At 43.2% G+C, this 14,033-nt stretch carries 11 protein-coding genes; 6 read left to right on the top strand and 5 right to left on the bottom strand.

Annotated elements, in window-relative coordinates; translation table 11 throughout:
• Positions 1 to 3 precede the first annotated feature (3 nt).
• The 4 genes from AC4MC0_RS13985 to AC4MC0_RS13970 are packed head-to-tail and all read left to right on the top strand — an operon-like array spanning position 4 to position 3,565.
• The gene (locus AC4MC0_RS13985; RefSeq protein WP_087011556.1) at positions 4 to 828 is read left to right on the top strand and encodes an acetyl-CoA carboxylase carboxyltransferase subunit alpha; all 825 of its coding nucleotides are present in this window, start codon (positions 4 to 6) and stop codon (positions 826 to 828) included.
• Positions 765 to 2,111: a tRNA lysidine(34) synthetase TilS gene (gene tilS / locus AC4MC0_RS13980; protein WP_336000143.1), complete on the top strand. Its 1,347-nt coding sequence runs from the start codon at positions 765 to 767 to the stop codon at positions 2,109 to 2,111. The genes AC4MC0_RS13985 and tilS overlap by 64 nt, the downstream gene beginning before the upstream one ends.
• Before the next feature lie 28 nt (positions 2,112 to 2,139).
• Positions 2,140 to 2,970, top strand: coding sequence for a pyrroline-5-carboxylate reductase (gene proC / locus AC4MC0_RS13975; protein WP_004692257.1), 831 nt, complete (start codon positions 2,140 to 2,142; stop codon positions 2,968 to 2,970).
• 25 nt (positions 2,971 to 2,995) lie between these two features.
• Complete coding sequence (locus AC4MC0_RS13970; protein WP_004692255.1) at positions 2,996 to 3,565, top strand: YggT family protein; 570 nt, start codon at positions 2,996 to 2,998, stop codon at positions 3,563 to 3,565.
• 138 nt (positions 3,566 to 3,703) lie between these two features.
• Here AC4MC0_RS13970 and polA read toward each other — a convergent pair whose 3' ends face one another.
• The gene (gene polA, locus AC4MC0_RS13965) at positions 3,704 to 6,469 is read right to left on the bottom strand and encodes a DNA polymerase I (protein WP_336000140.1); all 2,766 of its coding nucleotides are present in this window, start codon (positions 6,467 to 6,469) and stop codon (positions 3,704 to 3,706) included.
• Positions 6,470 to 6,631: 162 nt separating this feature from the next.
• Between polA and AC4MC0_RS13960 the strand changes: the two genes are divergently transcribed.
• Positions 6,632 to 9,328, top strand: a complete 2,697-nt coding sequence (locus tag AC4MC0_RS13960) for a DUF2339 domain-containing protein (protein WP_336000138.1) — start codon at positions 6,632 to 6,634, stop codon at positions 9,326 to 9,328.
• Positions 9,329 to 9,377: 49 nt separating this feature from the next.
• On the opposite strand, the gene AC4MC0_RS13955 is transcribed toward AC4MC0_RS13960, so the two are convergent.
• Positions 9,378 to 10,301 (bottom strand): mechanosensitive ion channel family protein, encoded by a 924-nt coding sequence (locus AC4MC0_RS13955; RefSeq protein ID WP_004692251.1) that lies wholly within the window; start codon positions 10,299 to 10,301, stop codon positions 9,378 to 9,380.
• Positions 10,302 to 10,310: 9 nt separating this feature from the next.
• Positions 10,311 to 11,123 (bottom strand): DUF432 domain-containing protein, encoded by an 813-nt coding sequence (locus AC4MC0_RS13950; RefSeq protein ID WP_332477296.1) that lies wholly within the window; start codon positions 11,121 to 11,123, stop codon positions 10,311 to 10,313.
• A gap of 114 nt (positions 11,124 to 11,237) precedes the next feature.
• Between AC4MC0_RS13950 and gspE the strand changes: the two genes are divergently transcribed.
• Positions 11,238 to 12,725, top strand: a complete 1,488-nt coding sequence (gene gspE / locus AC4MC0_RS13945; RefSeq protein ID WP_336000135.1) for a type II secretion system ATPase GspE — start codon at positions 11,238 to 11,240, stop codon at positions 12,723 to 12,725.
• Positions 12,726 to 12,772: 47 nt separating this feature from the next.
• On the opposite strand, the gene AC4MC0_RS13940 is transcribed toward gspE, so the two are convergent.
• Together AC4MC0_RS13940 and AC4MC0_RS13935 are read right to left on the bottom strand one after the other, a co-directional pair.
• Positions 12,773 to 13,366 carry a hypothetical protein gene (locus AC4MC0_RS13940; RefSeq protein WP_491887133.1) on the bottom strand — a complete coding sequence of 198 codons (594 nt, stop codon included), beginning with the start codon at positions 13,364 to 13,366 and terminating at the stop codon, positions 12,773 to 12,775.
• Between the two features lie 103 nt (positions 13,367 to 13,469).
• Positions 13,470 to 13,895 carry an organic hydroperoxide resistance protein gene (locus tag AC4MC0_RS13935; RefSeq protein WP_005400731.1) on the bottom strand — a complete coding sequence of 142 codons (426 nt, stop codon included), beginning with the start codon at positions 13,893 to 13,895 and terminating at the stop codon, positions 13,470 to 13,472.
• Positions 13,896 to 14,033 lie beyond the last annotated feature (138 nt).

Raw genomic sequence — 14,033 nt, 5'->3', positions numbered from 1 at the left:
GCTATGAAGAATAAAGCTGCGCAATCCAAAGCATGGACGACGGTTCAAATTGCACGTCATCCTGAGCGTCCGCAATTTTTAGATTATGTGAGTGAAATTTTTACCGAATTTGATGCTTTGCATGGTGATCGCTTATTTGGTGATGATGGTGCAATGATCGGTGGATTAGCTCGCTTTGATGGTCAGCCAGTCATGATTGTGGGTCAACACCGTGGTCGTAGTACGCGTGAAAAGTTACAACATAACTTTGGTATGAGTAACCCAGAAGGTTACCGTAAATCACAACGCTTACTCGATATGGCTGAACGTTTTAATCTACCCGTCTTTACCTTTATTGACACCATGGGTGCATATCCAGGTGTTGGTGCAGAAGAACGTGGTCAGGCTGAAGCAATTGCAACATCTTTGGCACAACTTTCAAGCTTGAAAGTGCCTGTGATTGCAACCGTACTTGGTGAAGGCGGTTCAGGTGGTGCACTGGGTATTGGTGTGGCTGACCGTGTGGTGATGTTATCCCATAGTATTTATTCAGTCATTTCACCTGAAGGCTGTGCATCTATTTTATGGAAAACAGCTGAAAAAGCAGAGCAAGCCAGCGAAGCTTTAGCATTGACTGCGGAAAAACTACAGAAAATTGGTATTGTTGAATATGTGGTCGATGAAGGTGAAGGTGCTCATCTCAACCCAGAACAAGTCATGCATGCTTTAAAAAACGTTTTAAAAGATGCATTGGCTGAGTTGCAACCAATGGATGCGAATGAACGATGCGAAGCACGTTACCAACGTTTAATGAAGTTTGGCAGCGACAATTTAGGGCTAGTGTCTTAACTGAGTTTCAGGATACACCTGAACAGCCTCATTTTTTAATCGGATGTAGTGGTGGCATGGATTCCATGCTGCTGCTACATTTGATGTCTCATTTATTTCCCAAGCGCATTCGCGCCATCTATATTGATCATCAATTGCAGGATGTCAGCCCGCAGTGGGGTAGCTTTGTTCAAGAACAATGCTATGTCTTGGATGTCCCATGTGTAATTCAAGCGGTGGATGTTGATACAGGCAATGTAGAAAGCCAAGCACGTAGTGCACGTTATGCTGCCTTTCAGAAGCATCTTCTTGCCAATGAAATTTTAGTTCTCGCTCATCATCAACAAGATCAAGCTGAAACCGTTTTACTCCGTTTACTCTCTGGTGCGGGAATTCATGGACTTGCCGCCATGCAGAGCATCGACATACGAGAGCAATTTACAATTTGGCGCCCGCTATTGGCTTTGTCCAGACAGCAAATTGAGCTGTGGGCCGCTGAGATGCAGCTAAGAAATATTCAAGACCAAACCAATTTTGATACCAGTTATGATCGGGCATGGTGCCGAGCTGAATTGTGGCCAATCTTAGAAAAACGCTTTCCGAAAATGCAGCAAGCTTTGGCACGCACCAGTTATTTGATGCAAGATGCCGAAACGATTTTGGCTGATGTGTTGACACAAGATTGGGCCAGTTGCGGGAATGCTGCGGCTTTAAATTTAACCCCATTTCGTCAATTATCTGCACCGAGACAGCGACAGTTGTTGTCCGCTTGGATGAAAGGTGAGGATTTATATCGCCCCGCTTTTGATATGGTGCAACGCTTGTTTGATGAAGTGATTGAATCCAAAGTGGATGCCCAAGCCGCATTGCACTGGAACCAATATTATTATGTGCGCTATCAACAACAGCTCTTTCGTGTCAGTAAAGCAGAGTATTTGGCGGAACAATTCCAGACGATTGAGTCAATTGAGCAGCATTTTAGTTTAGATCAAGCTTATGCATTGGCTTCAGGGCAATATCACATTGAAACACAAAAATATGGACTGTCTTCTGCATTATTGGAGCAGCCTTTACAGATAAAACCGCGCTTAGGTGGGGAAAAATTGCATTTGTATGGGCGTGTTGGGGCTTGGCCGTTGAAAAAAGCCATTCAGAGCGCACAAATTTTTCCGTGGCAACGTCATACAATACAAATATTAAGCATAGATAATGTTATGCTTGGTGTTTTTACGCCTAAAGGATTTTGGTTGGTCGAGTCGGCTTATTGTGAAGCGGGTGGATGGCAACCAAATTTAATCGCTTAGTTAAAAAATTCAGGATAGAGAAATAATCATGAGCGCAGTGTTGAATCGTAATATTTGTTTTATCGGCGGTGGTAACATGGCTCAAGCCCTCATTGGTGGCTTGATTTCACGTGGTTTACCTTCAACTCGCATTACGGTTTCTGATCCTGTTGAACAAGTTCGTCATTTATTGGCTGAAAAAGACTTGGTGGTGACTGAGGATAACGCATCTGCTATTCGTGAAGCCGATGTCGTGGTCTTAGCGGTTAAACCTCAAGTTTTAGCCAATGTTTTAAAGCCATTAAACGGTTTATTTGACGGTAAGTTGATTATTTCGATTGTTGCGGGTGCTGAAATTGCAACGATTGCTGCATTAGCTGGCAGTAATCGTATTGTTCGTGTAATGCCAAATACACCTGCTTTAGTACAAACAGGTGCGCATGGTTTATATGCCACTGAGGCTGTAGATAAAGAAGACCGTGATTTGGCGAGCCAAGTACTTGCTGCGACAGGTTTGACTTTATGGGTAGGCGAGGAAGCGCAAATTGATGCTGTGACTGCGGTGTCTGGTTCAGGTCCTGCGTATTTTTTCTATATGATGGAAAGCATGATCCGTGCAGGTAAAAACCTCGGTCTAGATGAAAAAGTAGCAACGGCGTTGACGTTGCAAACTGCATTGGGTGCGGCACAAATGGCAATCACGAGCTCAAATACACCAGCTGAATTGCGTAAAAATGTCACTTCACCGAATGGTACAACCCAAGCGGCACTTGAAGTGTTTGATCGTGCACAAATTTCACAAAATATCCAAGCTGCATTGGCTGCTGCTCAAAAGCGAAGTCAGGAACTTGCTCAAGAGCTGAGTGAAAGTAGCAAATAATCGTTTTATTTAGGAAAGTTCAAGTATGGGTGCAAACTCTGCGCTAATTTTTGGCATCATTATTAACGTTGCAATTTTACTGGTGTTCTTCCGCTTTCTCATGCAGTTGGCAGCGGTTAACTTTTATAACCCAGTGGTGATGTCGACCGTAAAAGCCACAAAAATTGTGGATATGTTTGGTCGTATTTTTCCAAATGTAGCGAAAGGCCGCGTTAACTCAGCGGCTTTAGTGCTTTTGGTTTTATTGTACTTACTGAAAATTTTTGGCGTCATGTATCTCTCTGGAGCGATGCCGAATAGTCCTGTGCATTTGGTCATTTTAACTTTTGTGACCATGATTCAGGACTTGATTCGTTTCTGTCGTTACCTGATTTTTGCAACGATTATTTTAAGTTGGGTGGTGATGTTTACGCAGTCACGCTCACCTTATATCGAAGTGATTCAAGAGCTTGCCGAACCATTATTGGCCCCGTTTCGCCGTTTATTGCCCAATATGGGCATGATTGATCTTTCTCCAATCGTAGCGTTCTTGGCGTTGTATATTGCTGAAATGATTATGAATGAAGTGGCGATTGTTCTGCTCACTGGTTTATAAGATTGTAGCGAATAAAAAGGACTCGATTGTGAGTCCTTTTTTTGTGGTTGAAATTTTCAGGTGAAGACGTTGATATTTCTTCTAGGAAGCAAATGACCTCCATACCAGCCTTTCTCCTAGGAGAAAGGCTCAAATGTTTTAGTGGGCTTCATCCCAGTTTCGACCTTTGCCGACTTCAACCAACAATGGCACAGAAATCTGCAAAACAGACTGCATCACGTCTGCCAGTTTCGAAGCCAGTTCATCCGCAATACTTTCATCGACTTCAAAAACCAATTCATCGTGTACTTGTAGTAGCATTTTGGCTTGATCTTTAGGCAGCATTTGATCAACAGCAATCATCGCCATTTTAATAATGTCCGCAGCAGAACCTTGCAGCGGTGCATTAATTGCGGCACGTTCGGCCGCTTGTTTGATCATTTTATTGCTTGCCATAATATCGGGCGTATACAATCGACGGCCCAAAATGGTTTCGACAAAACCTTGTTCACGTGCAATTTGACGGGTACGTTCCATATAGTCGAGCACGCCCGGATAACGCTGGAAGTATTTCGCAATATAGCCACGCGATTCTTCACGGCTAAAACCGAGTTGACGGGTTAAGCCAAACTCAGACATGCCGTAGAGTAGACCGAAATTGACGGCTTTGGCCTGACGACGTTGGTCTGACGTGACATCTTCAAGTGCGACACCTAAGACTTCAGCCGCTGTACGACGGTGTACATCTTGCCCATGATTAAAGGCATCGACCAAGGCTTCATCTTGTGAGAAATGCGCCATTAAACGCAGTTCAATTTGTGAATAATCGGCTGCCAAGAGCACGCGACCTTGTGGTGCAATAAAGGCTTTACGAATTTGACGGCCAATTTCCTCACGTACAGGAATGTTCTGTAAGTTGGGGTCGGTCGAAGATAGACGACCAGTTGCGGTCAGTGCTTGGTGGTAGCTGGTATGCACACGATGAGTATCGCTGTTGGCTTGTTTTAATAAGCCATCGGTATAGGTGCTTTTTAGTTTCGATAAACCGCGATAGTCTAAAATTAGCTCGGTAATTGGGTGGTCAATTTTTTCTAAAACACTTTCAGAGGTACTGTACTGACCTGTTGCGGTTTTTTTGCCGCCCTTAAGTCCGAGTTTATCAAACAGAATTTCACCGACTTGCTTCGGAGAGCTGACATTGAAACTTTGTCCCGCCAGTTCGGTAATCTGGCTTTCAAGATTGGCCATGGTATTGGCAAACTCAACACCGAGTTGGTCAAGGAAGCTTAAGTCGAGCTCAATGCCGTTTTCTTCCATGATGGTCAGGACACGGGCAACTGGCATTTCGACATTGTGTAAAATATTGACCAGTTCAGGGTGCTTTTGCAGTTTGGCATCGAGAACTTCAAACAGGCGATAGGTTACATGGGCATCTTCAGCGGCATAGTGCGCGGCGGTTTCGATCTCAATTTGGTTAAATGTTTTTTGTTTTGCGCCTTTACCCGCCACCTGTTCAAAGGTCGTGGTTAAGTGGCTGAGGTAGAGGCGTGAAACATCATCCATCCCGTGACGCGTTGCTACAGCATTGAGTACATAAGATGCCAACATGGTATCGAAATACCAACCTTTGAGTTCAATACCATGATTTTCCAAGACATGTGCATCATATTTCAAATGATGACCAATTTTTTGAACCGACTCATCTTCTAAAATAGGTTTGATTTGCGCCAAGATCTGTTCACGATTTAGTTGTTCAGGTGCATTTTCATAATCATGCGCAAGTGGAACGTAATACGCATCTTGCGCATCGAACGCGACCGAAAAACCAACAATTTGCGCTACACGATAGTCTAAACTGGTGGTTTCAGTATCAAAGGCAAAACGTTTTTCTGTACTTAAACGTTTGAATAATTGAGTCCACTGTTCTGCACCGAGCACAGTATGGTAATTCGCTTGACCCAGTTGGTCATCGACACTGCTTTGAACGGCTTGATCTTCTGTATTGATGACGGTTTCAGACTGCGCTGATTTAGCAATGTGTTGCGTCGCTTGTTTGTAGGTTGCACTATTGGGATTGTTTGGATGATCAAGCGATTGCAACTGTTGACGGAATTCAAGTTCTGTATACAGTGAACGCAAGGCTTCGGTATTCGGATCTTGGAGTTTGAGATCGTCAAAGGTCAGTCCTGTCTCTAAGTCGCAGACAATACTTGCCAGTTGATGATCGAGAGCAATTCCATCGGCATGTTCTTTGATGTTTTGACCGACTTTGCCTTTAATTTGATCGACATTCTCTAAGATGCCACCAATCGAGCCGTATTCTGTTAACAGTTTTGCCGCAGTTTTTGCACCAACACCCGGAACACCCATAATGCCGTCAGAGGCATCGCCCATTAAAGTCAGATAGTCAATAATTTGGTTTGGCCACACCCCAAACTTTTCAAACACGCCATTTACATCCATCGGCTTGTCTTTAAAGCTGTCTTCTAAGGTGACTTTATCTGTCACCAACTGTGCCATGTCTTTATCGCCTGTGGAAATCAGCACTTGCTGTCCCGCGGCTTCCGCACGTTTGGCTAAAGTCCCGATGATGTCATCTGCTTCTGCACCTGGGAGCATGTATAAGGGGATACCCAAAGCACGAATTAAGGCATGCAAATATGGAATTTGCTCTGATAATTCCTCAGGCATACTTGGGCGGTCACCTTTATAAATCGGCGACAGCACATGACGAAAAGTTGGTTCTGGTGTATCAAAAATGACTGCCATATGTGTTGGCTGGGTACGACGCATCAGTTTTTGGATGGCAGAAATTGCCCCACGAATTGCATTGGTATGTAAGCCAGTTGACGTGGTGAGCGGTGGCAAAGCATGAAAAGCACGAAATAAAAAGTATGAGCCATCGACCAAGACAAATGGTGGCATTGCAAGATTCCTTATCCAAATAACCCGTTTATTGTACGTGATTTTGACGCAGAACAAAGTGTATTGATGTACCGATTGGCATAGATGGTTACGGTTATGCGCTTAAAGATGTACTACAAGCTGATGTATTATTTGAAGATGAGAAAAAGAGATCGAGAACGGATGCAAACTGGACAGCGTGAAATTCGCATGATGTGGTTAATGGGGCTCACGATTGTTGCTATTGCAGCATGGTTTCTGGCCGTACCGCTGTTGAGTGCATTGTGTGGAATCGCTTTGATCATGAGTGTCATGCACTATGTTGATAGCATTGAACACCCCAGTACGACCTTGGCGGAACAACGGGACATTACTTTCCAGCCAACGTCAAAAGTGCCGCTTTACCTTGCTGCTTTCGTCATTTTAGTCGGCATGGTGGGGCAATGGGGTGGGCTCATTGGATTGGGGATCAGTGGTTGGTTGTTCTTTTTCTTTCGATGGTTGCGTCGTTTAGAATATCTATTGTTATCCGTGCAAGCACAGCCACATCAGGTGATATCTGACCGATTCCCAGAATCTGAAAATTCTCCCTCGTTACCCACTATTCTAAACAACACAGATAATTTAAGTCTCAGTGAGCAAGTGAAACGCTGGCTTTGGCAGGGCAATCCTGTCTTAAAAGTTGCGATTGTGATACTGCTGATTGGGCTTATTTTATTATTACGCTTTGCCACCGAACATTGGCAGTTGAGTCTCGCGGTAAAGCTTAGCCTCGTTGCTGCTGTAAGTGTAGGTGTTGTGGTCTTTGGTTGCGCACTCCTACAAAAGAACCGCAGTTTTGCTTTGGCTTTGGAAGCACTTGGACTGTCAGGTTTATTTTTGACTTTGTTTTTTGCTTACTACAACGGTGTGATTGCAAGTTTAGCGATTGCGAGCCTGTGCTTTGTGGTGGTGATGGCGGTTACACTTTGGCTCAGTTTAAAACAACAGTCGATTGAGCTGGCGTTGATGGCACTGATCATTGCTTATTTGGCACCTTTTACTTTGCCTGTACGGAATGCCACTGCGATAGAACTGGTGGCCTACTATTTGGTCATCAATATTGCGGTTGCTGTTTTAAGCACGTTCAGGCCGTGGAAAGTCCTTAACCAAATTGCTTTTTTAATGACGGTGGTCGTAGGCGGCGCTTATGCCTTTTACCAGGGTAAAGCGTCAGAGCGAGACATGCTAGCCGTGTTGGTTTTGGCACATAGTACGGTCTTTATTTGGTTGAGTTTTCGTTATAGTCAACTGTTGGCGCGTGAGGATTTAACTCAGTTTAAGTTAAAACCGATCTTGGATGTGGCTTTGATTTTTGCTGCCCCTATTGTTGCTTTTGCTTTTTTGTATGTGATGTATTTTGAGGAAACGATTTGGCAGGCAGGCTTTAGTCTGGGCTTTGCAGCGCTCTATGCCATGCTTTATCAACTGCTAAAAAGAGCCCATAGCGTTGAGCTGATTGCGCAAAGTTATCTCAGTCTGACTTTGGTCTTCTTGGCGCTGATTCCCCCTATTTTACTGCCTGATCAGTGGGGGGTGGTGGGTTGGAGTATTGAGGGTGCACTGATCTTTATGTATGCCTTATATCGAAATTCCGCCCTGAGTCGTTATTTGGCGATGGGCTTACTGGCCGTGGCAGGGCTCTCAAGTCTGTACTATGTGGTGGAGCTCAATCGTTTTCCAACGGAAGTCTATTGGGCGCTGTGTCTGAGTTATTTTGCTGTGGTTGCCGTTGCCAACAGTGTAGAGCGCTTTAGACAACAGTTGTCTTTTGCCACCATTGCCTTTTTTTGCTTACAACTGCTTTCAGCAACCAGCATGTTGTTTATTTTACTTTTGGATGAAATCGACAGTAAAAGTCAGGTAACGATGGCGCTGCTGATCATTGTGCTTTTATATACGGTGCTAAATGAATGGTTGCTCTACCGCAAAGCCAGTTGGTCATGGCTATTACCCAAATGGATTGGTTTGATTCCGCTCTATGCCGTTGCCTTCATTTTCTTGGTGGGCTTGAGCCATGATGGCATCATTATGTGGTCGTCTGGTTTAGACCGCCTATTCTTTGCTTTAACAAGTGGATTACTCACGTTGCTGTGGTTGCGCCCGTTACAGGGTGTAGCGGATGAGCAGGAGTGGGTGAGTTTGGGGGCTTTACTGAGTTTGGCGCTCACCAGCTTAACTCTCATTCCAAGTATGCCGTATTTGAGCATGGTCATTTTACCGCTGGCCTTTGCTGCATGGTGCTACACACAACCGACTCAAACGCGATGGAGACAGTTTTGGCAAGCACGCAATACCTTAGTGCTCATGTTGTTTTGGATCGTGTGTTCTCAGATCTTTAGCCAACAAGCTTTTGCAGGGTACAGGTTACCCATTTTCAATCCATTCGACTTGGTCAGTATTGCAATGCTGATTGGTGTCATTTGGATGCTGAATTTACAAATGAAAGCGGGTTTGGAAAAAAGTCTGGGTGCTATTTTGATGATGTCGAGTCTACTTTGGCTCAGTAGTTATGTGGTGCTACGTGCGCTGCATGTCTATTTCCTCACACCCTATAATGACTGGGAAATGTGGGAAAATGCCTTGGTGCAACTGAGCTTTACTTTGCTTTGGGTCAGTTTGGCTTTCATTTGCATGCTGACGGCAACCAAACGCAACTTGCGTTCATTGTGGATTTTTGGTGGGTGTATTTTAGTTCTTGTGACGCTGAAATTGGTCTTGTTTGACTTATCTCACATTGGGACACTCACCCGCGTGATTTCATTTTTAGGCGCGGGTTTGGTGATGTTGGTGATTGCGTATATTGCGCCGATGCCGGAACTTGAGGAAAAGACCAATTAAACAAGTTCAGCTCCTTATGTCTGCATGGATCATAAGGAGCTGAAGAGATTTATTTGATGTTCGGTTCTCGTTTCAAGGCTTGTGCATTGGCATATTGATCAATTTCTTCATTGGATAAAGGACGCGAAAGCGGATGATCGACAAAGCCCATTTTCGGCACAGGAATTTCGATTTGGTTATCTAAGAAACCATTACGAATACGTTCCTGCATTTCATCACGCACTTGCAAAAAGTGTTCTTGCTGACACCATACGGCAAATAATAATTCAATCGAGGACTCACGAAAGGCGGTGACGGTGACGGCAGGTTTAGGGTCTGCAAGCACCAAAGGATATTTATTAGCCACATCAATCAGCACCTCGCGTACTTTAATGATGTTCTCATGAAAGTTAATGGCTAGGGTGATTGGAATACGCCGTATTGGAAACTTAGAGAGGTTATGAACAGGTGCTCGAATCAGTTGTTCATTCGGCAGTCGTACATAAATGTTGTCCTGAGTGAGTAACTTAACCGAGAGGAGGTCAATTGAAATAACTTCACCTTCAATGGTATTGCCACGTATAAGGGTGATTGAAATGGTGTCGCCAATTTCAAAAGAACCTTCACCAATCAGGAATAATCCACTGATTAAGTTGGATGCAGAGGTTTGTGAGGCAAAACCCAAAGCAACCGTCAAAATACCTGCTGCGCCTAAAAACACACTGAGTTTAAAACCAGCTTCTTTGAGGCTAGCCATCACAAAAATTAGGAAAATAAAGTAAAAAATACCACGACGCCAGACCAACCGTTGGTGGGCGTTAAACTTGGTGCCAATGGTTCGGATAAATGTATTTGAAACCAGACGTGCCAAGAGAAAACCAACAAAACACAGCACTAAGGCAATTAAGATTTCTGTTAATCGTTCTGTATTGATGTTGGTAAAAATGCCTTTTAGGCTACTGGTAATTTCTTGGGGAATATTTGAGTTTGGCATCTGTCCCCCTTAGAAGAATGAATCAAACATATTAAATAATGCGCTCGCCGAAGAGCGCGGTGGATGCACATAAATCACTTTGCCTGCATGCGGAGGCGTACGGTTCTCGATACGGATTCGCGGTGGCCGATCGGCGCCTTCATGTAAGACTTTAATTTGCGATGTCCAAAGTCGTCCCGTACTTTCACTATAAAATAAAGGCAGGGCTGAAACAGGTACGTTCATGCGGTCAAAACGCAGTTGTAAATGGCTGGTGTTGTGGAACTCAATGGGCGTCACTGCACGAAATGCACGTGGTTTGAGTTGATGCAATTCAGTTCGACCATCGACAGCCGTAGCGTAGGCAATTTCACCTGTACGGTGGTTTGGCCCAAACCAAGTTTCTTTGGGTAAAATCACAGGAATATCAAATAAGGGATCGCGCTGACCTTCAATAAAACCCGAAATCCATAACGGAGTGCTGATATACAACGTCCCGCGCTGACCTGCTGGAATATAAATCGGATCGACAGGTTTAATCACCACTGAACGATCGGCCAAACGTGGCATCAGTTGGATCGTATGGTGAGTGTTTTTAAACATGTAGCGTTTAATTTCAACGGGGTGTGGAAAGGCAAAATGTGGATCTTCTATCGCATGCCATTTTTGCTCATAGTCATACTGAACTTGAGGACGATGAAACTCTAAACGCCATTCTTGTAGACCGCGGGTGAGGCGAAAAAGTAATGAGCCGAACTGCCACGCACGAGCTTGATTCAACTCAAAGTTGTATTCCCCCCACCATTTTAAATTGGGGCTATCCGATTCAAACAGTTCATTCATATTAGGCAACAGCACATTTCCTTATATTGCAAATCAGTGAAAAACAGACTTCACGCTGTCATATGCTTAGAGTACACTCAAAATAATATTTTTCATCATTATTATAATTTTAAGATGCAAGTGCTTAAACAATTACAAATTCCCTATAGTTTTGCGAAGCGTCATGGCGTGCTGTTGCGTTACGAAGGCGATCAAGCCTTTATTGTGCGCCGTGAAAGTACGCCGTTGTTGGCTTTGCAAGAGGCACGTCGTTTTTTAGGTGTGGCAGCACAACATCAACTGTGTAGTGATGAAGAATTTCACCAGCTTTTAAGCAGTAGCTATGCAGGGGACAGTGGCGAATCACAACAAGTGGCAGCAGGTTTAGAAGATCATCCCGATTTACTCAGTTTAGCTGACCAAGTGCCTGAAGCTGAAGATCTGATGGATCAAGAAGATGATGCTCCAATTGTTCGTTTGATTAATGCGTTATTGTCTGAAGCCATTCGTGTTGGCGCATCTGATATTCATATTGAAGCCTTTGAAAAGAAACTATCGGTGCGTTTACGTGTCGATGGGCAATTACGTGAAATTGTGCAGCCACGCCGTGAACTAGCACCGCTGTTGGTGTCTCGTATTAAAGTCATGGCAAAATTGGATATTGCAGAAAAACGGATTCCGCAAGACGGGCGTATTTCACTGCGTTTGGCTGGGCGTGAAGTAGATGTACGTGTATCGACTTTGCCCTCATCACATGGCGAACGTGTGGTGATGCGTTTATTAGATAAACAAGCCGGTCGTTTGAACATGACCCATTTGGGCTTATTGAAACCTGACTATGAACGCTTGACTCAATTAGTGCATCGTCCACACGGGATTATTTTGGTCACAGGACCGACAGGTTCGGGTAAAACCACGACACTTTATGCAGCACTTTCAGACCTTAATGACGGTTCGAAAAATATTTTGACCGCAGAAGACCCGATTGAATATCAACTGGAAGGAATTGGACAGACGCAAGTCAACACCAAAGTCGATATGACTTTTGCGAGAGCCTTAAAGGCCATGCTGCGTCAAGACCCAGATGTGGTGATGGTCGGTGAAATCCGTGACTTGGAAACGGCTGAAATTGCGGTCCAAGCATCCCTCACAGGGCATTTGGTCTTATCTACACTGCATACCAATACGGCCATTGGTGCGGTGACCCGTTTAAAAGATATGGGCATTGAGCCGTTTTTGTTGTCGAGTTCTTTGATTGGTGTCATTGCACAGCGTTTAGTGCGAACCTTATGTAGCCATTGTGTGACATGGCATGAAGCCGATACTTTTGAAACACAACTATTTCAGCATTTGAGCCCAAAATCAGAACTTCAGTTACCTCAACCGAATGGCTGTGAACGTTGTTCACATACGGGTTTTACGGGGCGGACGGCGATTTATGAAATTGTCGCTGTGGACGATCAGATGCGCCGTTTAGTTCATGGCAATGCCGCTGAATATGAATTAGAAAGTTATGCCCGACAACACTCAGGCTCTATTCGTGATGATGGTTTGCGTAAAGTTTTGGCGGGGAAAACCACACTGGAAGAAGTATTGCGTGTGACCAATGAAGCGGCTGAGTAATGAGTAAAGCTAAAGATTAAATTTAAAAAATCCAATTTTAGAGGGGCTCATTTATTTTGAAACTGAGTGCCTTTAAAAAATGCAAGTTCCAAAGCTCTATATTCCGTAATGTCATAACCAACTTTGTGTTTCATTAACTCAAAAAATGTTGTGAAGGCTTTTTCATTTTTTAGCTCTTCGATCAGCTTTAAATACTCAATATAAGCTTTGGGCTTTTCTAATCTGTATTTATGTGGTTCTACATTGTTTAGAAATCTAAAAACACGGCTGTCCCAAATCGCATATTGCCTTGGGTTTATAAAATGTAAGAGTTTTGATGTACCAACAAGTGAATTGTTAAAGGTATTTTTTAGCGTTGTAAGTTGTTGTTCATCGATAAGTTTGCCTTTTTTGACTTCATTTAAGATGAAGAGAACTTCTTCTGTATTTTTAAGATTTAGCGCTTTTAGGATCGTGGGCATCCAAGAATAAGTAAAACTTATTCCGATTACCAAATTCTCTAAATTGATAGATTCTAAATTTTGGAAGTAATTTAAAAAATAAGGATAGGAAAGGAGATAATTTTCTTCGGTCGATTTAAAATTATTTGCAATATTAGTCAGTTGAAGAAAAGTTTCATCATTTGATTTGTCACGTTTCATTTTAGATGTTTTACTACATTGTTTAAGTCAATATAGAATATTTGAATAAATTAAATCCACCTAAAAATTAGTCTTTATTTTTAGGTGGATGTTCATTTAAAAATCAAACAATCACATTCAATGTCACATCAATATTGCCACGTGTTGCATTTGAATAAGGGCAAACAATATGTGCTGCATCCACTAATTTTTGCGCTTCTGCTTGCTCTAAACCTTCTAAATGAATGTTCAAGGTCACTTGAATACCAAAACCTGTTGGAATAGGGCCAATACCTACATCACCTTCGATATAAACATCAGGTGTAATTTTTAATTGGTCACGGTTAGCAACAAACTTCATTGCACCTAGAAAACATGCAGAATAACCTGCGGCAAAAAGCTGTTCAGGGTTCGTTCCACCACCTGCGCCGCCCATTTCTTTAGGAACGGTGAGTTTTACATCTAAAATTCCATCAGAAGAGGTTGCGCGACCATCACGGCCACCTGTCGCTTTAGCATGTGCTGTATAAACTACTTTTTCTAAAGACATTGTGATTCCCTGAATATTCTATTTGAGTTCTTATCCTGTCCTAAATTGCATAAAGAATAAGCAGTGTTTTTGTAAATTTATACAGAGTATGCTTGCGTTTAAATTGAGGGTTTAGTTAATTAAAAATCAATGGTATAG

This window comes from Acinetobacter sp. CAU_H_S139_7, assembly GCF_058599305.1.
Note: the sequence above shows the minus strand (reverse complement) of the source record. Positions and strands in the feature narration are given on the sequence as shown.

Bases quoted from the DNA above. Each gene is read 5' to 3' on its own strand.
- AC4MC0_RS13985 (WP_087011556.1), top strand. From the start codon at position 4: ATGAAGAATAAAGCTGCGCAATCCAAAGCATGGACGACGGTTCAAATT.
- gspE (WP_336000135.1), top strand. From the start codon at position 11,238: ATGCAAGTGCTTAAACAATTACAAATTCCCTATAGTTTTGCGAAGCGT.
- proC (WP_004692257.1), top strand. From the start codon at position 2,140: ATGAGCGCAGTGTTGAATCGTAATATTTGTTTTATCGGCGGTGGTAAC.
- polA (WP_336000140.1), bottom strand. From the start codon at position 6,469: ATGCCACCATTTGTCTTGGTCGATGGCTCATACTTTTTATTTCGTGCT.
- AC4MC0_RS13940 (WP_491887133.1), bottom strand. From the start codon at position 13,366: ATGAAACGTGACAAATCAAATGATGAAACTTTTCTTCAACTGACTAAT.
- tilS (WP_336000143.1), top strand. From the start codon at position 765: ATGCGAAGCACGTTACCAACGTTTAATGAAGTTTGGCAGCGACAATTT.
- AC4MC0_RS13960 (WP_336000138.1), top strand. From the start codon at position 6,632: ATGCAAACTGGACAGCGTGAAATTCGCATGATGTGGTTAATGGGGCTC.
- AC4MC0_RS13950 (WP_332477296.1), bottom strand. From the start codon at position 11,123: ATGAATGAACTGTTTGAATCGGATAGCCCCAATTTAAAATGGTGGGGG.
- AC4MC0_RS13935 (WP_005400731.1), bottom strand. From the start codon at position 13,895: ATGTCTTTAGAAAAAGTAGTTTATACAGCACATGCTAAAGCGACAGGT.
- AC4MC0_RS13970 (WP_004692255.1), top strand. From the start codon at position 2,996: ATGGGTGCAAACTCTGCGCTAATTTTTGGCATCATTATTAACGTTGCA.
- AC4MC0_RS13955 (WP_004692251.1), bottom strand. From the start codon at position 10,301: ATGCCAAACTCAAATATTCCCCAAGAAATTACCAGTAGCCTAAAAGGC.